The 19,730-nt window shown below is 59.8% G+C and carries 16 protein-coding genes; 10 read left to right on the top strand and 6 right to left on the bottom strand.

Going from position 1 to position 19,730, the window contains the following annotated elements:
- The first annotated feature begins 24 nt into the window (after positions 1-24).
- From J4E63_RS10240 to J4E63_RS10205, 8 genes are all read left to right on the top strand, one after another.
- The gene (locus J4E63_RS10240) at positions 25-774 is read left to right on the top strand and encodes an efflux RND transporter periplasmic adaptor subunit (RefSeq protein ID WP_207281842.1); all 750 of its coding nucleotides are present in this window, start codon (positions 25-27) and stop codon (positions 772-774) included.
- Entirely contained in the window at positions 771-2,105 is a 1,335-nt protein-coding gene (locus J4E63_RS10235) for an efflux RND transporter periplasmic adaptor subunit (RefSeq protein WP_207281841.1), read from the top strand. Before J4E63_RS10240 ends, J4E63_RS10235 begins: the two co-directional genes overlap by 4 nt.
- Positions 2,106-2,109: 4 nt before the next feature.
- On the top strand, positions 2,110-4,257 hold the full coding sequence (locus J4E63_RS10230; RefSeq protein WP_207281840.1) for an HlyD family efflux transporter periplasmic adaptor subunit: 2,148 nt from the start codon (positions 2,110-2,112) through the stop codon (positions 4,255-4,257).
- Between the two features lie 85 nt (positions 4,258-4,342).
- Positions 4,343-4,927: a biliverdin-producing heme oxygenase gene (locus tag J4E63_RS10225; RefSeq protein ID WP_207281839.1), complete on the top strand. Its 585-nt coding sequence runs from the start codon at positions 4,343-4,345 to the stop codon at positions 4,925-4,927.
- A gap of 216 nt (positions 4,928-5,143) precedes the next feature.
- The gene (locus J4E63_RS10220; protein ID WP_207281838.1) at positions 5,144-5,944 is read left to right on the top strand and encodes an AraC family transcriptional regulator; all 801 of its coding nucleotides are present in this window, start codon (positions 5,144-5,146) and stop codon (positions 5,942-5,944) included.
- Between the two features lie 57 nt (positions 5,945-6,001).
- A complete protein-coding gene (locus J4E63_RS10215) occupies positions 6,002-7,426 on the top strand; it encodes an FAD-binding oxidoreductase (protein ID WP_207281837.1) in 1,425 nt (474 codons plus the stop codon).
- The gene (locus J4E63_RS10210) at positions 7,423-7,764 is read left to right on the top strand and encodes a cupin domain-containing protein (protein ID WP_047738985.1); all 342 of its coding nucleotides are present in this window, start codon (positions 7,423-7,425) and stop codon (positions 7,762-7,764) included. The genes J4E63_RS10215 and J4E63_RS10210 overlap by 4 nt, the downstream gene beginning before the upstream one ends.
- A gap of 44 nt (positions 7,765-7,808) precedes the next feature.
- A complete protein-coding gene (locus J4E63_RS10205) occupies positions 7,809-8,882 on the top strand; it encodes a polyamine ABC transporter substrate-binding protein (protein ID WP_219738603.1) in 1,074 nt (357 codons plus the stop codon).
- 56 nt (positions 8,883-8,938) lie between these two features.
- Here J4E63_RS10205 and J4E63_RS10200 read toward each other — a convergent pair whose 3' ends face one another.
- Both J4E63_RS10200 and J4E63_RS10195 read right to left on the bottom strand, forming a co-directional pair.
- Complete coding sequence (locus J4E63_RS10200; protein ID WP_207281835.1) at positions 8,939-10,000, bottom strand: HD-GYP domain-containing protein; 1,062 nt, start codon at positions 9,998-10,000, stop codon at positions 8,939-8,941.
- A complete protein-coding gene (locus J4E63_RS10195) occupies positions 9,985-12,885 on the bottom strand; it encodes an ATP-binding protein (RefSeq protein WP_207281834.1) in 2,901 nt (966 codons plus the stop codon). Before J4E63_RS10195 ends, J4E63_RS10200 begins: the two co-directional genes overlap by 16 nt.
- A gap of 199 nt (positions 12,886-13,084) precedes the next feature.
- Between J4E63_RS10195 and J4E63_RS10190 the strand changes: the two genes are divergently transcribed.
- Positions 13,085-16,114, top strand: a complete 3,030-nt coding sequence (locus tag J4E63_RS10190; RefSeq protein ID WP_259333700.1) for a PAS domain S-box protein — start codon at positions 13,085-13,087, stop codon at positions 16,112-16,114.
- Entirely contained in the window at positions 16,111-16,740 is a 630-nt protein-coding gene (locus tag J4E63_RS10185; RefSeq protein ID WP_060742930.1) for a response regulator transcription factor, read from the top strand. The genes J4E63_RS10190 and J4E63_RS10185 overlap by 4 nt, the downstream gene beginning before the upstream one ends.
- A gap of 12 nt (positions 16,741-16,752) precedes the next feature.
- Here the strand turns inward: J4E63_RS10185 and J4E63_RS10180 are convergent, their stop codons facing one another.
- Genes J4E63_RS10180 through J4E63_RS10165 form a run of 4 tightly spaced genes read right to left on the bottom strand, consistent with a single transcriptional unit; the run spans position 16,753 to position 19,664 of the window.
- Positions 16,753-17,829 (bottom strand): chemotaxis response regulator protein-glutamate methylesterase, encoded by a 1,077-nt coding sequence (locus J4E63_RS10180; RefSeq protein ID WP_207281833.1) that lies wholly within the window; start codon positions 17,827-17,829, stop codon positions 16,753-16,755.
- On the bottom strand, positions 17,829-18,338 hold the full coding sequence (locus tag J4E63_RS10175; protein WP_060742932.1) for a chemotaxis protein CheD: 510 nt from the start codon (positions 18,336-18,338) through the stop codon (positions 17,829-17,831). The genes J4E63_RS10180 and J4E63_RS10175 overlap by 1 nt, the downstream gene beginning before the upstream one ends.
- A 1-nt stretch (position 18,339) precedes the next feature.
- A complete protein-coding gene (locus tag J4E63_RS10170; protein ID WP_207281832.1) occupies positions 18,340-19,143 on the bottom strand; it encodes a protein-glutamate O-methyltransferase CheR in 804 nt (267 codons plus the stop codon).
- Positions 19,140-19,664 (bottom strand): chemotaxis protein CheW, encoded by a 525-nt coding sequence (locus J4E63_RS10165; protein ID WP_207281831.1) that lies wholly within the window; start codon positions 19,662-19,664, stop codon positions 19,140-19,142. Before J4E63_RS10165 ends, J4E63_RS10170 begins: the two co-directional genes overlap by 4 nt.
- Positions 19,665-19,730: the final 66 nt, after the last annotated feature.

The raw sequence follows: 19,730 nt of genomic DNA, 5'->3' as shown, positions 1-19,730 counted from the left end.
GGCGCCCGCTGCCAGGCTTGCCGGATGCGCCGTGCGCGCTATCTGGCGTTGCTGTTGAGCATCGCCGCTCATATGGCTCACGCTGCGCCAGAACCGGGCGCGGCGGATATTCGCGTGCAACTGAGCCCGATCCGCCAGACCACCCTGTCCAGCGAACTGGCTGGCAAGATCACCGAACTGTCGGTCAAGGAAGGCGAACGCTTCACGGCCGGTGATCGGTTGGTAGCCTTCGACTGTTCGGTACACCAGGCGCAACTGTCACGTTCGACCGCCGCAGAAGAAGGCTCGCGCAAGAAACTGGAAGTCGCCAATCGCCTGGACAAACTCAACTCCATCAGCGTCGCCGACGTGGCCCAGGCGCAAGCCGCCATGGCCGTGTCACGGGCCGAAAGCGGCGTGAACCGGGCGATGCTCAAGCGTTGCGTGATCAATGCCCCCTTTTCCGGTCGCGTCTCATCGCGTTCGGTGCAGCGCTGGGAGTACGTGGCCGAGGGCAAGGAGCTGCTGGGACTGTATGACGACAGTGGCTTTGAACTGGAACTGATCGTGCCTTCACGCTGGCTTGGCCAGCTCAAGCCCGGCCATGGGTTCAAGGTTCACCTGGACGAAACCGGACGTGACTACCCGGCGCAAATCAGCCGCATCGGCGCCGTCGTCGATCCCATCAGCCAATCGGTGAAAGTCTTCGGCCGCATCACCCAGGATGATGAACAACTGCTACCGGGCATGAGTGGCGTCGCTCAATTGAGTGTCACCGTGGACCGCCCCCAATGAGTTCGACCGAACACCGGATGAATCAGCATCTGGCGATGCTCCTGCAATTGGAACAACAGGCTCGGGCGGCACCCAACCTGCAACACCTGGCGTTTGTGATGGTCAACGAGACCCGCGCCCTGCTCGAATATCGCCAGGCGATCTTGTGGCGTTGCGACACTCACAGCGTGCAAGCTTTTTCCGGGCTCGCTCTGGTGGAGGCACAAGCGCCGATGCACGTGTGGCTCACACGCCAGTGCAAACGCTGGCAGGCCGATCCTCAAGGTTCAGCGCTGCGCCACCTGCGCAAGACTGATGTACCGGAGGAGGAACAACCGCACTGGAACGGTTACCTGGCTGACGAGCTGCTATGGCTGCCCCTGCAACGTCCCGGAGGGCCGCTACTGGGAGCGCTGCTATTGAGCCGCGACTGCGCCTTGCAATCGGGCGAGCAATCATTGCTCAAACTGTGGCTGGATGCCTGTTCCCATGCGTGGGCAAACCTGATTGGCCCATCCAGGGCCAAGGGCCGCAAGCCGCTGAACCGGCGCAAGGGATGGTTGGCCGGCGCCGCCCTCCTGTTGGTGCTGCTGGTGCCGGTGCGTCAATCGGTGTTGGCACCCGCCGAAATCATCCCCCGAGACCCAGCCGTGCTGCGGGCGCCCTTGCAGGGAGTGGTGGAACGCATTCTGGTCCAACCCAATCAGACCGTGGTGGCCGGTACCCCCTTGATTGAGCTGGATGGCCGCGAAGTGCAAAGCCGCCTGGAATCGGCGCGCCAGGCGTTTGCCGTGGCCGAGGCAGAGTTTCGCCAAGCCCAGCAACAAGCCCTGTTTGATCAGCGCAGCAAGGCTACGTTGAGCGTGCTGCAAGGTCAGCGCGAACAGGCCCGGGCCGATGTCGACTTTCTCCAGGCCAACCTGGAGCGCATGCGTATTCAGGCTCCCCGTTCGGGGGTGGCGATTTTCGATGATCCCAGTGACTGGATTGGCCGCCCGGTGGCGATGGGCGAACGCATCATGCTGATCGCGGCCCCCCAGGAAGCAGACCTTGAAGTGCAACTGCCGATCAGCGATGCCATTGCCCTGCAATCGGGCGCCGAGACCCAACTGTTCCTCAACACCGACCCGTCCGCACCGCTGGCCGCGACGCTGCAACGTATCGGCTACCGCGCCTCACCCAACGCCGAAGGCAACATGACCTACCGCCTCAAGGCCAGTTTCGACGGGCAGGACCCGCGCATACGCGTGGGTCTCAAGGGCACGGCCAAACTCTACGGAGACCGCACCGTACTGTTTTACTACCTGATGCGCCGGCCCCTGGCGGCCCTGCGCATCCACCTGGGGTGGTGAGGCGATGCAGGCCCCCACCCTGGCGCTGACGCCGCCCGCTGAGTCACCCGTCACCGCCTTGCCCCAACTGCGCCGGGACCTGCGCCTGCACCCTGGTCCCAGCCACCGCGACGGCTCCCCCAGCTGGACCTTGGAAGACCCGGCGCGCGGGCAGTTTTTCCGCCTCGGCTGGGCAGAAGTCGAGATGCTCAAACAATGGCACCGGGGGAATGCGCAAGCCGTGGCGGATGCCGTCAGCCGCGACAGCACCTTGGACCTGGACGTTGAAGACGTGCGGCACTTCAGCGGCTTCCTGCACAACCTGCAATTGATCGACGTGCGAGGGCCCCAGGACATCGCCCGGATCGAGCGCCTGGCTGATGGGCGAAAGATCGGTTGGGGGCGCTGGCTGCTGAAAAACTATCTGTTTATCCGCTTGCCACTGTTACGTCCGGATCGTTTCCTTGAATGGGCGCTGCCCTGGGCCTCGCGGCTGTTCAGTCGCGGCTTTCTCTTGACCACCCTGGCCGCAGGACTCTTGGGCCTGATGCTGGTGGCCCGGCAATGGGACACCTTCACCCATACCTTCCTGCATTTTTTCAGCCTCGAGGGGGCTTCGCTCGCCGCACTGACGCTGTTCCTGACCAAGGTACTGCATGAGTTGGGACACGCATTTGCCTGTAAATACTTCGGTTGCAAGGTCGCAACCATGGGGGTGGCGCTGCTGGTGATGTGGCCGGTGCTGTATACCGACACTACCGGCGCCTGGCGTCTGACCAGCCGCCGCCAGCGCCTGTTGATTGGTGGTGCCGGGATACTGACCGAATTGGCGCTGGCCGCCTGGGCGACCCTGCTCTGGAGCTTTCTGCCCGACGGAATGCTGCGCAGCGCTGCCTTTATGCTGGCGACCACCACCTGGATTCTCACCCTGGCGGTCAACCTCAGTCCGTTCATGCGCTTTGATGGCTACTTTCTACTCAGCGACTTGCTGCAAGTGCCGAACCTGCAGCAACGGGCCTTTGCCCTCGCGCGCTGGCGCCTGCGCGAAGCGCTGTTTGGCTTCAAGGATCAGCCGGAGGAAGTCTTCGAACCCTGGTTGCAGCGCACCTTGCTGGTCTACGCGTTTGGCACCTGGATCTACCGCCTGTTCCTGTTCCTGGGCATTGCGCTGCTGGTCTACCACTTCGCCTTCAAGTTGTTGGGCCTGCTGCTGTTCGCCGTGGAAATCGGCGTGTTCGTGGTACGGCCCATTGCCCAGGAGTTCAAGACCTGGGTCCACAGACGCAAGGATTACCGTATGAATCGCCACACCCTGCGAAGCCTCGCCCTGGTCGCGCTGCTAGTGCTGCTGGTGGCCGTGCCCTGGCGTGCCAGCATCCATGCCCCGGCGTTGCTGCGAGCCCAACAACAGGCCGGGCTGTTTGTCCCGGTCAATGCCCAGGTGCGCGGCAGCGTGCCTGAGGTCGGGCAAACGGTGGCTGCCGGCCAGTCGCTGTTGGAGTTGCATGCGCCACAACTGGAGCACGACCTGCACAGCCTGGAACGGCGCATCGCCACCTTGCAGTGGCAAAGCAGTTTCCAGGGCCATGAGCGGGAGACAGCGGCACACCTGCCGGTGGTGCGCCATGAACTGAGCGTGGCACGCCAACGCCTGGCAGTGCTGCGCCAACAACAGGTCCAACTCAAGATCGTGGCACCGTTCAGCGGCAAGCTGATTGACATCGCCAGCCCCCTGGTCGAAGGCCAATGGTTGCCTGCCGGTGAATGGCTGGCCACCGTCACAGGCCCTCAAGGCGTGCAAGTCGAGGCCTTTGTCAGCGAACAGGAACTGACGCGCCTGACCCTGGGCGCGACGGCGTGGTTCTACCCCGAAGACCTGAGCCTGCCCGCCGTCGCCCTGACCCTGGACGACATCGCGCAGACCGCGCAGCGCACCCTCAGCGCGGCACCGGAGTTGGCGTCGGACTATCAAGGCGGAATCGCCGCAAGGTTGGATGCGGACCGGGTTGCGGTACCGGAACAGGCCATCTATCGCCTGCTGCTCAGCGCCGAAGGTGCCAGCCCGCCGCTGGTGCTACGCGGTACGGTGCGTATCGAGGGCAGTGCCCGCAGCCCGCTGCTGCAGGCCTGGCGCAACGTGCTGGCGATCCTGATCCGCGAGTCGGCGTTTTAGTGAAGAACTCTTAATGGAGCACGCGTTGTCAGCCAATCGCACCGTTGCTTAAGGTGGTTCCAGACTTTCACTCAAGGAAACTTCCATGTCCGTCGCCGAACTCACCACTCCTGTGTCCCGTGCCAAGCGCCTCAAGGCTGGCACCCACACTGAGCACGATCAGGTCGATAACCTGGTGATGGGCAGCCGCCCGTTCGAGAGCCTGGAGCGCTACGCTTTGTTCCTGCGTTTGCAGTATCAATTCCACGGCGCCCTGCGCGACCTCTATAGCGACGTCGACCTCAACCGCCAGTTGCCGGGCCTGGCCAACCTCAGCCGGTTCCAAGCGGTGGAAGCGGATCTGCGAGACCTTGACCTGCCCGTCCCGAACGCGCCACAAGCGGCACCCGTGACCAGTCCTTACGCGGCACTGGGCTGGTTGTATTGCAGCGAAGGCTCGAACCTGGGCGCGGCATTCCTGTTCAAGGAAACCAAGCGCCTGGACCTGGACGAAACACATGGTGCCCGCCACCTGGCGGCCCATGAAGTCGGTCGTGCGCAAAACTGGCGCGCCTTCGTCGCCCAACTCGACGCCATTGAACTGACCCCGGAGCAGGATCAACAAGTCATCGCCGGTGCCTGTGCAGCGTTTGATTTCTATCGCAGTGCGCTGAACCAGGTATTTCACTGATGGCCACAGCCTAGAAGCAACCCTGAATAGGGTAGTTCCAGGGATTCTTCCCGCATGCAGCGTACAACCGAGCCGGCGAACCAAATCACGATCCAGATCGAGCCTCTTATATTTTGCGTAGCCCTTGGCGGGCTCAGGTATGAGGCCACTGTATTTGTTCGGTGAGCCACTGCAGGGCTAGACTGGCGCTAGCCCAATCGTCACGCCGGTCAGCCAATGCCTCTCCTTCCGCCAGATACCGCCGAACAGACAACGCTGACCCTCGAAGTGGTGCTGCGTTACCACATGGCGTGGAAACGCCGCGACTTGGAGGCGATTCTCGCGATTTATCACCCGCAAGTGCAGTACAACGATTTCTTCCAGAACCGCAGCATGGGCCTGACCGAGTTGCGCGCTTACATCACCAGCACGTTACCGCGCCATCCCGACGAGTATCTTGAACACAACGACCGCATCCGTGCAGATGGCTGTACCGCATTCATCCAGTACCAGACAGCGCTCAAAGGCAGTGGCGAGCGGGTGGTTTTTCGCACCAGTGAAGCCATCACGGTATGTGATGGCCTGATCCTTCGTATAAACGAATATGCCTCACTGGTGCGCGACAGCGAGCCCCAGACTGGGCGCCACGCGCCCGCCATCAGTAAACTGGGGCTCTCGGCGCGTCAGCTGACGTTCATGGCGCGAGACTTGGCCGACTATTTTACGCGCCAGCAGCCATTCCTCGACCCGGATCTGGACCTTGCACGGATTGCCAGCGCCACCGGGTACAGTCGCAATCAGCTGTCTTACCTGCTGAATCAAGTGCTGGGACAAAGCTTCTATCGCTACGTGACCCAAGCACGGTTGGCCTACCTGCTTGAGCGCCTGGTCCATCACGGTGAAAACGCGCCCATCGATGCCCTTGCGGCGAGTGCCGGATTCAATTCCACCTCGGCGTTCTACAAGGCCTTCCGTAGTCATACCGGCTGCACACCCAAGGCGTGGTTGAAAGCCAATTGCGCGCGTGCCCGCAGATAACACAGCCCCCGTGGCAGCGCATTAATCTCTGTCGGCAATCAACCGATGGAGCATGGGATGTCTGGCTGGGGTGGTGTGAGTTTGTGGATGGAACAACTCGACGAGGCGCTGATGCCGCGCCCGGCGTTGTATCAGGATCTGCAAGCAGACGTTGTGATTATCGGCGCCGGTTACAGTGGCCTCTGGGCGGCCTATTACCTTAAACAGCAAGCACCGCACCTGAACATCGTCATCGTTGAAGCACAGATTGCCGGCTTCGGCGCCTCCGGCCGCAATGGCGGCTGGTTGATGGGCAACCTGCTGGGCGAAGACCGGCTCCTGGACCCATTACCTGCCGCGCAACGTCACGCGGGCTACCAACTGCTGCATGCAATCCCCGACGAGGTGGCGCGGGTGTGCCGCCTCGAAGGCATCGATTGCGAGCTGCGCAAAGGTGGCGTGCTGTACTGCGCGGCGCGTTATCCCGAGCAAGAACGGCGCCTGCGCGAACAGCTCGATGCTGTCCGTGCGCAAGGCCTGGGTGAAGACGACTACCGCTGGTTGAGCCCTCAGGCTTTGCGTGAACAGTTAAATGTGGCCCAGGCGTACGGCGCCCTGTACTCACCTCACTGCGCGACCATCCAGCCTGCACGGTTGGTACGGGGCCTGGCCGAAGCCGTCGAACGGATGGGTGTACGCATTTACGAGCAAAGCCCGGTGCTCGACTGGAAGCCAGGCCAGGTCCGAACCGAGCACGGTCGGGTGAGCGCCGATTGGGTGGTGCCGGCGGTCGAAGGTTACGCCAGCACCCTGCCCCCGTTGAACAAACATCAACTGGCCGCGCAAAGCCTGATCGTCGCGACAGAGCCGCTGCCGGCCGATGTATGGGCCGAAATCGGCCTGAACCGTGGCCAGGCTTTCAGCGAAAACAGCCGACAAGTCACCTACGGTCAGCGCAGCCGAGATGATCGCCTGGTGTTTGGCGCCCGCGGTGGGTATCGCTTTGGCGGTCGCCTGCGCAGTGACTTCAACCTCACTCAGGCCGAACGAGCATTGCGGCAACACCTGTTTAGTGAACTCTTTCCGATCTTGCGCAATGTGCGCCTGACCCATGCCTGGGGCGGCAATCTGGGTGTTGCCCGGTCCTTTCACCCGCACATGCTCGCCGACCGTCGCCAGCGGATCGCACTGGCGGGTGGCTACGGAGGTGAAGGTGTAGGCGCCAGCAATCTGGGCGGCCGAACCGTGGCGGCGTTGATTCTCGGCCAGGACAACGAACTGACTCGCCAGCCCTGGGTGCTGGATGATCGGCCCCTGGCCTCGTTGCCACGATGGGAGCCTGAGCCTCTGCGCTGGCTGGGTTACAACGCCATTATCCAGAGCTTCGTTCACGAGGATCAGGTATTGGCCAACCTCCATGCGCCACGCTGGCGTCGCCGGATGGCTGAAGGGCTGGCCGGTTGCATGGAACGTCTGATGAAGTCCAAGGAGCCTTTTGCATGAAGATCGATCATTTTCGCGACACCGCCCGTTTGCCGCTCGGTGAGCCTGGCGCTGTTGGTGTACCGCTGGGCGAGCCGCTTTCACAGGTTGCCACGGCATGCGTCGAACGCGACGACGGCGTCGAGGCCGGCGTGTGGGAATGCACCCCCGGCCGCTGGCGGCGCCAGATCGTGCAACAGGAGTTCTGCCATTTCATTCAGGGGCGTTGCACCTTCACCCCGGACGGTGGCGAGACCCTACATATCCAGGCCGGCGACGCGTTGATGTTCCCTGCGAACACGACGGGAATCTGGGATGTACAAGAAACCGTTCGCAAGAGCTACGTGCTGATTTTCTGAACTGCCTTCATCCATAACGCCTAGAACAAAGGTTGAGGTCTCGCATGTTGAAGTCGATCGTTCCGTTACTGTTGATCGCGTCTACCGCTCAGGCAGCAGACACCGTCAGGATCTACAACTGGAGCAGCTACATCGCTCCAGATACCCTGCAAAACTTTACCACCCAGACCGGGCACCAGACTCAATATGACCTGTACGACAGCAACGAGGTGCTCGACGCCAAACTGATGGCCGGCCATTCAGGGTATGACGTGGTGTTTCCGTCCAACCACTTCATGGCCCGGCAGATCACGGCCGGCGCACTCAAACCGCTGGACCGCAGCAAACTCCCGAACTGGCACAACCTCAACCCGACGCTGATGAAGGTTCTGGAGGCCAATGACCCCGGCAACCGCTACGGTTTCCCCTACCTGTGGGGCAGCACCGGCATCGGCTACAACGTGGCCAAGGTCAAGGCGGTCCTGGGCGATGTACCGATAGACTCGTGGGACATCGTGTTCAAGCCGGAAAACATGAAGAAACTCGCCCGATGCGGCGTGGCAATGCTCGACAATGGTCCCGAGATCCTCCCCATCGCCTTGAACTACCTTGGCCTGCCGCATCACAGCAAGGACAAGGCCGACTACGAGAAGGCGCAGGCCCTGCTACTCAACGTGCGCCCCTATGTGAGTTACTTCCACAACTCCAAGTACACCAGTGACCTTGCGACGGGTGACGTGTGTCTGGTCGTGGGATTTTCCGGCGATGTGATGCAGGCCGCAGCGCGAGCCAATGAGGCCGGGAACGGTCAGCAGATTGCTTACGCCATACCCAAGGAAGGCTCACCGATGTGGTTCGACATGGTCGCCATGCCCGCCGATGCGCCGAATGAAGACGCCGGCTACGAATTTCTCAACTACCTGCTGGACCCCAAGGTGATGGCTGGCATCAGTAATCATGTGCACTATGCCAACGGCAACACCGCCGCCGAGGGGCTGGTCGACAAGGCCATCCGCAACGACCCGATGGTGTACCCGCCTGACAGCGTGATGAAAAAACTCTTTGTGCTGGAGGCAATGCCATTGGAGAACGACCGGCTGCGCACGCGAGTCTGGAGCCGGATTAAAAGCGGGCAATGAAACCTGTCGCCGATGAAGCAGGCATCCGGATCATCGGCGATATCTCTCGGGTCTCATCAGCCCTCTCGCGCATCGGGCAAGCGCAAGCGATCTATTTCGTCAAAGAGATTACAAAAGACGTCCGCCAGGGAAGGATCGAACTGGGTACCGGCTTGATCGGTGATGAAACGCCTCGAACGCTCGACATCCCAAGCCTGTTTGTAGGCTCGAGGCATTCTTATGGCGTCATACACATCGCATATCGACACAATCCTTGCCGATAACGGAATCTCCTTACCTCGCAATCCCTTGGGATAACCGGTGCCGTCCCAACGTTCGTGATGCGCCAGGGCAATTTCCGCTGCCAAATCCGTCAAAGGAGAACCCTCCGGGTCATGCAGGATTTCATAACCGATACGGGCATGTTCCTGCATGATCTCTCTTTCCTGCGGTGTCAGCGCTCCAGGTTTTTGCAGAATGGCGTCTTCAATACCGATTTTTCCAATATCGTGCATCGGGGCCGCCATCTTCATGAGGTCGCACCATTGAGAGGGCATCCCGATAGCCTTGGCCAACAACGCAGCGGACTCGCCAATACGAACAATATGATGCCCCGTGTCATCGTCGCGATAGCTGGCCGCTCGACTCAGACTGCTGCTGATCGCCTTGTAGCTGGAAGCCAGTTGGGCGGTGCGCAGCTCTACTTTGCGCTCGAGCTCGACATTGACGTCGCGCAGCTGCTTCGCCGCCTGCGCCAGCTCCAGGCAATTGCGTACTCTGAGCAACACTTCAGGCAGGTCGATGGGTTTGGAGATGAAGTCGTTGGCACCCTTTTCCAGCCCTTTTCGTCTGCTCTGCTGGTCATTCAAAGCCGTTACGATGATGACCGGTGACTCCGTGCGGTCTCGTTTATTGAGCCGATCAAGGATCTCGAAGCCGTCAAGCGCGGGCATATCCAGGTCCAGCAACACCAGGTCCCAGGCGTTCGAAAGCAGCCAATCCAGTCCTTGCACCGAGTCGCTGAAGGTCGTGATGTTGCGCAGGCCTACGGCTCGCAAGCATGAATCCAGAAGCCGGAGATTGGTGGGCACATCGTCAATAATGACAATCCTGCTTTCAGCATTTACTTTGGCGAACATGCATCTGCCCTCTTCGTGGCGAGCGTCAATACCAGATGGCGAATACTCTGCCTCTCCAAGGGAGAAGCCACGATGGCCTGGCACTCCAGTTGGCTAATCGAAGCGTGATCGACGGCAGCACGCACCACGATGATCGACAGGGCAGTTTCTGCGATCCTCGTGCGTAAACCGCGGAAAAAAGTCTCCAGCACAGGCACACGGTCCGCGGTGGCGACGATCAATACGCTGATTGCCGTGGCATCAAGCACAACGCTGGCGTCGGGCAACGTGTTGACCCATTGCAACTCGAAATCACCGGCCAGTGCCTCCCGGACCACCTCATCATCCTTGGGGTTGCTGCTTACCAACAGGACGCGTGGCAACGCTATCGTCGACAAGTTGGACTCCCTCCCGGGTGCGGGAAAAGCCGACGAGTACATGTCGATCCAGAAAGTCGACCCCACATTGACGTGGCTTTCAAAGCCCATGCTGCCGTGCATCAGAAGTGCCAGGTCCCGACACAGCGCCAAGCCAATACCCGTGCCCTGGATGGAAGAGTTCTCTTTACCCAAGCGCTGGAAGGGCCTGAACAGCTCGTCCTGCAACGCCGGGGGAATGCCCACACCGGTATCCGTCACATAAAGACGCAGCCGGGTTCCCCCCTCGACAACCATGGCCCCCAGGGTAATGTCACCACCGGGTCGGTTGTATTTGATTGCATTGGATAACAGATTGATCAGGACTTGCTTGAGGCGACGCTTGTCCGCCCAGACATGCCATGTATCCAGAGGAGCGGTGGTGTGCAAGGTCTGGCCCTGCGCTGCGATCTGCTGGCGAACCATGTCAGCGCAGTTGGATAACAGGCTCGCCACATGCACCGGCTTGAGATCCAGCAGAGGCCTCTCAGCCTGCAAACTGGAGAGTTCGAGCAGATCGTCCATCAACTGCATGAGGTGCTCGCTGGCCTCGATGATTTCCTGCAGGTTGGCCGTTTGCTGCGATGCGTCGTCAGGCGGCTGCATGAGTCCCAATTGGGCAAACCCGTAAATGGCATTCAATGGCGTTCGCAACTCATGACTCATGCTGGAGATGAACTTGGATTTGGCTGTACTGGCGGCCTCTGCCTCCAGGGTTTTCTCCCGCAGATCCAACTGGGTCTGCTTGAGCGTCGTGATGTCGACACACGCCACGACCACGACACTGGCATCCTCAAGCCGCGAGGGTTCCAGCATGCGCCCCCGGCAAAGGATCCAGATCAACTTGCCATGCACGTCCCGGATCCGGAACTCCGCTTCCGGCGCCACGCTGGCAGTGCCCCTGGCCTCCTCCAGAAACCGCATGAAGGTCTGCCGGTCTTCAATGGGTATGTTCTCCAGCAGTGTCGCCATCGGCACTTCATTGGCGGCAAAGCCGAAACGCTGGCACAGGGCGCCCTTGAGAATAAAACGCTGCCGCTGGGGGTAATACTCCCAGAGCCCTTCGGCAAAACTCTCCATGACCAACTCGAGACGCTGCTGTGTGGAACTGCGAACAAACTCGGCCTGGGCCAACTGCCTGCCCATTCCCAGTGCCTGGTTGGACATTGACCAGAGTTCGGAGATATCGGAGGGGCTCTCCGCCGGTTGCCAGTTACCCCGGCCAATCTCTCGCATCATTCGTGAAACCCCCTGCACCGGCGCGCTCAATTGGTGACTGAGGTTACGTGTCCGCCACCACATGAAGGCAAAGAACAAGGCGTAGAACAGGACCAGCCCCGCGACCAACAAATAACCCACATCGCGGTAATGACTGGCGAGCAGATTGGTTTCCTGCATGACCGCTGCTTCGTCCACGACCGCCAGCAAGAACCACCCGGTGGAGGGAATCACATTCCAGGCGACCAGATGAGGCCGTCCATTCAACGTCAGGGCAACAATGCCCCCCGGATGGCCCGGTAAGTTCTGATTGAGGCTGGCGAGGTCCGGATGACGGGTAAGATTTAAATCCGGGGACTGCAGACGCTCGCGATCAACAGGCTCTGCGGCGGGCTGGTTCTCGACTCGCAGGGAGAAGTCACGTTGGCCCGCCTTGGGTACGGCCATGACATCGAGCTTGTCATTGACCAGCATCAGGTAGCCATCCCACGGCATCTGCAACTGTTCGATTCGCTTCAAGATGCCGTCGACCGTGACATCAACTCCGGCGACACCCTCGAGAAAGTCGCCCTTATAGACCGGCGCAATGGCAGACATCATCCACCCCTGGCCGGCGGGGTCCAGGTAGACATCCGTCCAGACTACTTTTTTATCAGGATTGTGCTGTGCATCGGCCAGGTAGTAGAAGTTGTATTGGGTGATGTCCATATCATGGGGGTATTGCTCGAGCGTATTGAACCAGGGGTAAATCCGGTTATAGCTGTCCCAACTGTTGAAATAGATACTGGCAATCAGAGGATCCCCGTCCTTCAACTGCTTCATCATGAAATCCTGATTGGCCAGCAGGGATACCTTGTAGAGATCCTGATCTTGCGGCGCAGTGACATTCGAATAAAACGAGGCGGATGCTCCATCGTTTGCTGCGCTGTAACGGACACCGTCGGCACTTAATGATAGCGATGCTGCCACGAGGTGCTGTTTCTCGGTGAGTTCATGCTCCGTGGATTTGGCATAAAGATCGATCGCCTTGTGGATCTGCTCAAGTTGTCCCTGCACCAGCAATGCATTCTGCTGAACCGACACCTGAATGTCTCGTGTTGCACTTTGATGCAGGTACTCGATCTGAGAACTTCGAATGGACTGGTTCGTGATGAAGTAAGTAGTGATCAGCACACCCTCCACCAAGACAAGGGGCAAGAGGCTGGTACTGGCGAATGCTCGCCAGATCCATCTGCGCAAACTCACCCTCTTCTTCTTTGAAGTTGCTTGCATAAGCACGCTCGTTGCGTTGGCGGCACAAACGATATCACTATGACATCATTGTGAGCCCATCCTCGGTTTCTGTCCAACGGGACTCTCTTCTATCGTTCGCCGTCTACACGACCTTGCAGGTCCCCAGCATCGATCAAAAGCGTGTGGGCAGCCTTATGACCATAGTCGAACACTCGATTTCGGCCTCAAGACTTAAGCTATGCTCAAAAACAGTGATCAGAGGATGGGGCGAATGGATTCAGCCATAGCGGTAGCAACACCGTTCACGCAGGATGCGGATGACGTGGGTGTCGTGTTGCTGGATGCCCAGGGAACGTTGCTCATCATGGATGACTGCGCCAGTCGGCTACTGGGGCTGAGCGAAAGCGTCGCCGCCCTTGTTCCCTCGCCTGCATTGTTTTCTCTCAAGCGTCTGACTTTTGAAAAGCACCTGACCCATGCGCGACTCAAAGGGTACTGGCATTTTCAAAGTGCGTCGGCGAACGGCGACACGCTGAAAGTGACACTCGACTACAGGGCACAACAATCCACATTCCTGGTGAAGATCCGCCACGCCGAACGCATCCACCTTGCCGAACAGGACTATCGCCTGGCGTTCGATTCTGCTGGCACAGGCCTGGCCTTATTGCGAATGAGCGGTGAATGGATCGCGGCCAATCAAATGCTGTGTCAGATGCTCGGCTACACCGAAGCAGAACTTCGCGCCACATCTTTCCAGCGTTTGACGCATCCGGACGACACCGATATCAGTAAGGATGAATTGCACAGACTCATCCTGGGACACCGTACGAGCCTGACGTTGGAAAAACGCTACATCCGTAAGGACGGCAGCACGCTGTGGGCACGCCTGACCCTGGGCATCGCCCGTAACGCTGATGCAGAAGCGCTTTACTTCGTATCGCAGCTAGAAGACATCAGTGAACATCTCGCCTTGCGCCAGGCATTGTTCAATAACGAACAGAAGTACCTCTCACTGGCCAAAAGCTCACAAAACATCATCCTTCGCTACAACCGGCTAGGACAACAAATCTATGCCAATCCCGAGCTTGAGCGCGCCCGGGGTTTTCCCAACACTCACATCACCGAACGCGCCTCGACGCACAATCCGCTGGACGAATACTTTCGCACGCAAGTAGAACTTACGCTTTCAACCGGCGTAGCCAATACGTTCCTGCTGGAAAACAGGGGCTCACACTCACGTCGCTCCGTGGATTTCCTCTGCAACCTGACGCCGGAGCATGACGAAACAGGCGAGCTGTGCGGGGTGCTGGTCACCGCCCAGGATATCAGTGCGTTGCGCCGACAGGAGCGGGCCGAGAATGCGCGCTCCGCCATTTTTCAAAAGATGGTCACTCACGACACACTCCGGGAGGTGCTGCCACTGCTCGGCGCCTACCTGGATATTCTGACGCCCGAGTTTCACAACGCCATGGCCTTCAAGGCTGTGCCTGGCGACGAGCCCCTTCGCGTCCCCCCTACGGGCACGCTCTCGATTGCAACCTGTCTGGCCGAAGATCTTGATCGACACCCCGAGCGGTTCGAACACCATCACTTCATCGCTGATTTGAAAAGCGACGCCGCGGGCCTCGCGTTCAGCCAGCCCGCCTTGCAGGCAGGCTATCGAGGTTGTTGGGTAGAACCGGTGGTCAATAAGACCGGTGTCGCGATGGGGGCCATCCTGTTGTTCGTCGGTGGGGACGCCCAACTGAGCGAGCAGGATCGCAAGCATGCACAAATGGCCAGTCATATCGGTGCCATCGCCTGGGAGCGCTGCTCGGCCCACAGCCACCTGGCACAAAGCGAACGCCGTTACCGCGAAGTCTTCGACCATTCGCAAGATATGCTTTGCCTGCTCGCCGTGGATGCCGACCAGCAACTCAGTTGCCTGGAGGCCAATCCAAAGCTATGCGACATGCTCGCCAAAAGTCACTCCGACATGATCGGCCAATCGTTGGGCCAGTGCCTGGAAAAGGAAGCCGCCAGTATCGTCGAGGCGATCTGCCTGCACTGCATTGCCGTGGGAGCCCCCATCGAACTGGATGCACATCTGCCCTGCGGTCAGCGCTCACTCGTTGTCCATTTCAACCTGGTACCCGTAGCCGATTCAAATGGGCGCTTGCATCGCCTGGTGTGCATTGCTCGCAACATTACCGACATCCTGGAGGCCCAGCGCAACGAACTGGCCCGGCAGCAGGAAATTGGCACACTGGTTGAGAACTCTCCGGACGGCATTGCACGACTGAGTCGAACGGCAGAGCTGCTGTTCGTCAATCCGGCATTGGAAGCCTGGTTGGATCGCCCGCAAATCGATTTACTGCACAAGGACCTGCTCGAGATTCTGCCGAAAAACCTGCAGAGCCAATTATTCCATGCCGCCGTCATCGACGCGGTGGAAAAAGGCCAGCCTCTGGAGCATGAATATGTGCTCACCGAGCAACATCGATTGCAACGCGTCTATCACATCAGTCTCGTTCCCGAGCAGAACATCCAGGGGAAAATCGCCACCGTTCTGGCTGTCGTTCGCGACATATCGCAGCTACGCCTGGCTGAACTGCGCCTGGCTTCGCTCAACAAACAACTGCGCCAATTGATGTCCAGTCGAGAAAGTGCGCGGGAAGAGGAACGCAAACTCATTGCGCAGGAGATCCACGATGAGCTCGGACAACATCTGACCGCCATACGCATGGGCACTTCGCTGCTGCGCTTCCAGTACGGCGAGCAACTGCCCCAGCTCAGCGAACAGGTGGCACGCCTGCTGCAACTGATCGACCAAACGGTGCAGGTGGTCAGGAACATTTCCACCAGCCTGCGCCCCTCCATCCTCAACATGGGTATCGCCGCGTCACTGGAATGGCTGACCGACACGTTCAAGCAGCAACAAGGCATCGACTGCAACCTGCAGATCCACCCGCAGAAAATCCATTTGGACGATGCCAGCGCAACCGCTGCATTCAGGATCGCCCAGGAGTCGCTGACCAACATCGCCCGGCACGCCGAAGCCACTCGGGTCGATATCAGGTTTGAGCAAGGCGAGCATGACTGGTCACTGGAAATCACCGACAACGGCAAGGGCTTCGAGCAACGCGAACAATCATCCAGGACCCTCGGCTTGCTGGGAATGCGCGAACGGGGCCTGACCTTGGGGGGAACCACCACCATATCCAGCACCCCGGGCAGCGGCACGACTGTCCAACTACGTGTACCCGCTTCAAGGAGTCAAGACTCATGATCCGTTTAATGGTGGCCGACGATCACACGATCATGCGCGAAGGCCTCAAGCAATTGTTCGCGCTGGTCAAGGATATTGCCGTGGTGGCAGAAGCGGAGAACGGGGCCCAGGTCCTGGAGTTGTTGCGCCATACCGAGATCGATGTGCTCCTGCTCGACATGACCATGCCTGGTTCGAGTGGCGAGGACCTGATTGGCCGTATCCACGCCCATTACCCCAAGCTGCCGATGCTCATCCTGAGCATGCACAATGAAGCCCACATCGCCCAGCGAGCCCTACGCGCCGGCGCTTCAGGCTACATGACCAAGGACCGCGACCCGGAAGCGCTGCTGGCGGCGATCCGCAAGGTGAGCACCGGCGCGCGCTACCTCGATCCACAACTGGCCGAACAAATCGCACTGCAAAGCAGCGGTGTGACACCCGAGAACGCCTCGCAGAGCCTGACCTCCCGTGAATTCCAGATCCTGCGCATGCTGGCCCAAGGGCTGAGCGTCAACCAGATCGCCGAACAACTGGTGATCAGCAACAAGACCGTCAGCACGCACAAGACTCGACTGATGGAGAAGATGTGCTTTGCCACCAGTACCGACCTGGTGCGCTACGCCTTGAATGAAGGGCTGGTCTGAAGACGCCGCGACTCAGGGCTGATGACCGCGAACGCCAAGGATGGCGGAAGCAATCTGCTCCAGGGGCAGCTCACGCTCGACCGCGCCCAGCTTGAACGCCTCGCGCGGCATTCCATACACCACGCACGACTCTTCATCCTGCCCCAAGGTCTTGGCGCCGGCATCACGCATCTCCTTGAGGCCCCGAGCGCCATCATCCCCCATGCCCGTCATGATGATGCCCAAGGCATTGCTGCCCGCGCTGCGTGCGACCGAACGGAACAATACATCCACCGAGGGTCGATGTCGGCTGACGGGAGGTCCCTGCACAATATCCACCTGGTATTGGGCGCCACTGCGCTTGACCAGCATGTGAGTGCCTCCCGGCGCGATCAGCGCCCGCCCGGGAATGATGCGATCACCCTGTACCGCCTCGCGAACCTCGATCTCGCAAACGTGATTGAGGCGCTCGGCGAAGGCGGCGGTAAACTTCTCCGGCATGTGCTGCACCACGACAATGCCGGGACATACCCGCGACAACCCTTGCAGGACCTGTTCAAGGGCCTGGGTGCCTCCGGTGGAAGTGCCTATGGCAACGATGCTTTCAGTCGTGCGGGCCATGGCTACGGACGCAGGGGACAGGATCGAGTCGGCACTGAGCCGGGGCGGTACGTCGACAGGCGCCCGGGCACCCACCAGGCGCCGCAGGTTGGCCTTCGCTGCGCCCCTGACGGCCTGGACCAGTTCGTCCGCGTTTTCAGTCAGGAACTGGCGCAGGTTGGACTGTGGCTTGGTGACGATACTGACTGCACCGGCCGCCAACGCCTGCAAGGTGGTCTTGGCGCCCTTCTCTGTCAGCGTCGAACAAATCACCACCGGCGTAGGCTTTTGCGCCATCAGCTTTTTCAGGAAGGTGATGCCGTCCATTCGTGGCATCTCGACATCCAACACAATGACGTCAGGCCATTGCCTGCTCATCTTCTCCATGGCGTACACCGGATCGACGGCGACGTCGATCACCTGGATTCCACTGGCCTGGTTCAGAACCGCACTCAGCACCTGGCGCACCACGGCGGAATCATCCACGATCAAGACCTTGATATCCGTCATCAGACATTACTCTTGGGCGATTCGAATACTTTGCGTACCGAATCGGCATGATTGAGCTGAAGGCGTCCGGTGCTCACATCGAACACCAAGTGGCGATACCCCCGGCCACCTACGTGATAGGCCCGGCATTGCAACCCATGGTCCTGAATCAGGCGCCTGGCGGCATTGACGTTCTGTTGGCCAATCCCGATAGCATCACCGCGCTCCACTCCGGGAAACATGTCAGCCCCGCCAAAAAGGCTCACCTCGAACTGCTCGGGCCGGGCGCCCGCTTGATGAATGCACTCGAACAGCAGCATCAATGCATCCGTCGCATAACGACCGTTCAGGTGTCCCGCGCCGTGGCCTCCTCGACGAGGCAACATGAAATGACACATGCCGCCCAACAAGCGTTGCGGATGCCAGAACACCAGGGCAACACAAGACCCCAGCACCGTACATAAGCGCATCTGGCGCCCTCCGAACGCCACCTCGCCGGGCTGCAGGAAATATTCGACCACCCGAGCCATCTCAAGCATCCGGTTTGCGATAGATCGAGGGCTTGACCACCTGCAATTCATCGCTGATGCCATTCAGGCTTTCCGAATGGCTCACGATGAAATAGCCACCTGGCCTCAGGTGTTTGCTCAAGCGCTTCACCACCTCGGACTTGGTCTGGTTATCGAAATAGATCATCACATTGCGCAGGAAAATCACGTCGAACTGCCCCACCGAAGGCAGCGCATTGTTCAAGTTGATCGAAGTGAACGTGATCCGTGACGCCAACGCGCGGTCGACCATGAAAATACCGTTGTTGCAGCCCACGCCCTTCAGGCAGTACTTGTTCAACAGCGCCTCGGGAATACCGCGGATACCATCCAGTGGGTAGCGTCCGCCCTGGGCTTTTTCCAGCACCCGGCTACTGATATCGGAAGCGAGGATCTCCCATGGCCGGGTGCCCAGGCTGTCCGCCAGCACCATGGCCAGGGTGTAGGGTTCCTCTCCCGTGGAACAGGCACCACTCCAGATACGCACTGGGCCATTGCCACGAAGCCCGGGAAGAATCACGTCGCGCAGAAACTCGAAATGCTTGGGTTCGCGGAAAAAGTAGGTTTCGTTGGTGGTCAGCAAGTCCACCGCCATTTGCAACTCGGCCCGGTCCTTCATCAGCAAACGGTAATAGCTGCCATAGGTGGTCAAGTTGAAAAACTGCAGACGCTTGGCCAAGCGGCCACTGACCAGCTGTTTCTTGGCGACGGATAAGCTGATCCCGGCAATTTCATGAATCATTGACCGGAACTGCTGGAACTCGTTGTCGGAGAGAACGGTATTCATGCTTGCAACCCGTCCTCGTTGATGTTCGAAGGAAACAGCGCCGGCCAGTCATCGCTTCCGAGCATGTGCTCGATGTCCAGCAACAAGACGAAACGGTCACTGAGCTTGCCAATCCCCACCACGAACTCAGGGCTAAGGCGCCCCTGGAGTGCCGGTGCCGGCTCGATCTGCTCGGCCGGTATCTCCAGCACCTCGCTGACGGCGTCCACGATGATGCCCACCAGGCCTGTGCCACCGCTGCCGTGGACTTCCAGCATGACGATACAGGTGCGTGGGTTTTCCAAAGTCTGGGCGCCGCCAAAACACAATCCGAGATCCAGCACTGGAATGGCCGCACCGCGCAGGTTGGTGATGCCGCGAACCTTTGGCGGCGCCATCGGCAACGGGGTAATCGGGCCGTATTCGACAATCTCCCGGACGCACAGGGTACCTACCGCAAACATCTCCTGACCCACGCTGAAGGTCAGGTACTGTGGGGCTGCCGTCCCTGGGGCCGGCGAACGCGATGCGGATATGGACATGGTTCACTCCTCGGGACCCACCGCAGGCGGCGGCCCCCTCTCAAGACAACGTACGCACGCGTGGGC

This window comes from Pseudomonas sp. FW300-N2F2 (genome assembly GCF_017351655.1).
Classification (GTDB): Bacteria; Pseudomonadota; Gammaproteobacteria; order Pseudomonadales; family Pseudomonadaceae; genus Aquipseudomonas; species Aquipseudomonas fluorescens_AA.
This window is presented reverse-complemented; position numbering and strand designations above follow the sequence as displayed.

What these genes read in the sequence shown, in the direction of transcription:
- J4E63_RS10230 (WP_207281840.1), top strand. Translation starts at nt 2,110, where the DNA reads ATGCAGGCCCCCACCCTGGCGCTGACGCCGCCCGCTGAGTCACCCGTC.
- J4E63_RS10200 (WP_207281835.1), bottom strand. Translation starts at nt 10,000, where the DNA reads ATGTTCGCCAAAGTAAATGCTGAAAGCAGGATTGTCATTATTGACGAT.
- J4E63_RS10195 (WP_207281834.1), bottom strand. Translation starts at nt 12,885, where the DNA reads ATGCAAGCAACTTCAAAGAAGAAGAGGGTGAGTTTGCGCAGATGGATC.
- J4E63_RS10235 (WP_207281841.1), top strand. Translation starts at nt 771, where the DNA reads ATGAGTTCGACCGAACACCGGATGAATCAGCATCTGGCGATGCTCCTG.
- J4E63_RS10210 (WP_047738985.1), top strand. Translation starts at nt 7,423, where the DNA reads ATGAAGATCGATCATTTTCGCGACACCGCCCGTTTGCCGCTCGGTGAG.
- J4E63_RS10175 (WP_060742932.1), bottom strand. Translation starts at nt 18,338, where the DNA reads ATGGCTCGGGTGGTCGAATATTTCCTGCAGCCCGGCGAGGTGGCGTTC.
- J4E63_RS10215 (WP_207281837.1), top strand. Translation starts at nt 6,002, where the DNA reads ATGTCTGGCTGGGGTGGTGTGAGTTTGTGGATGGAACAACTCGACGAG.
- J4E63_RS10240 (WP_207281842.1), top strand. Translation starts at nt 25, where the DNA reads ATGCGCCGTGCGCGCTATCTGGCGTTGCTGTTGAGCATCGCCGCTCAT.
- J4E63_RS10170 (WP_207281832.1), bottom strand. Translation starts at nt 19,143, where the DNA reads ATGAATACCGTTCTCTCCGACAACGAGTTCCAGCAGTTCCGGTCAATG.
- J4E63_RS10225 (WP_207281839.1), top strand. Translation starts at nt 4,343, where the DNA reads ATGTCCGTCGCCGAACTCACCACTCCTGTGTCCCGTGCCAAGCGCCTC.
- J4E63_RS10185 (WP_060742930.1), top strand. Translation starts at nt 16,111, where the DNA reads ATGATCCGTTTAATGGTGGCCGACGATCACACGATCATGCGCGAAGGC.
- J4E63_RS10180 (WP_207281833.1), bottom strand. Translation starts at nt 17,829, where the DNA reads ATGACGGATATCAAGGTCTTGATCGTGGATGATTCCGCCGTGGTGCGC.
- J4E63_RS10190 (WP_259333700.1), top strand. Translation starts at nt 13,085, where the DNA reads ATGCTCAAAAACAGTGATCAGAGGATGGGGCGAATGGATTCAGCCATA.
- J4E63_RS10220 (WP_207281838.1), top strand. Translation starts at nt 5,144, where the DNA reads ATGCCTCTCCTTCCGCCAGATACCGCCGAACAGACAACGCTGACCCTC.
- J4E63_RS10205 (WP_219738603.1), top strand. Translation starts at nt 7,809, where the DNA reads ATGTTGAAGTCGATCGTTCCGTTACTGTTGATCGCGTCTACCGCTCAG.
- J4E63_RS10165 (WP_207281831.1), bottom strand. Translation starts at nt 19,664, where the DNA reads ATGTCCATATCCGCATCGCGTTCGCCGGCCCCAGGGACGGCAGCCCCA.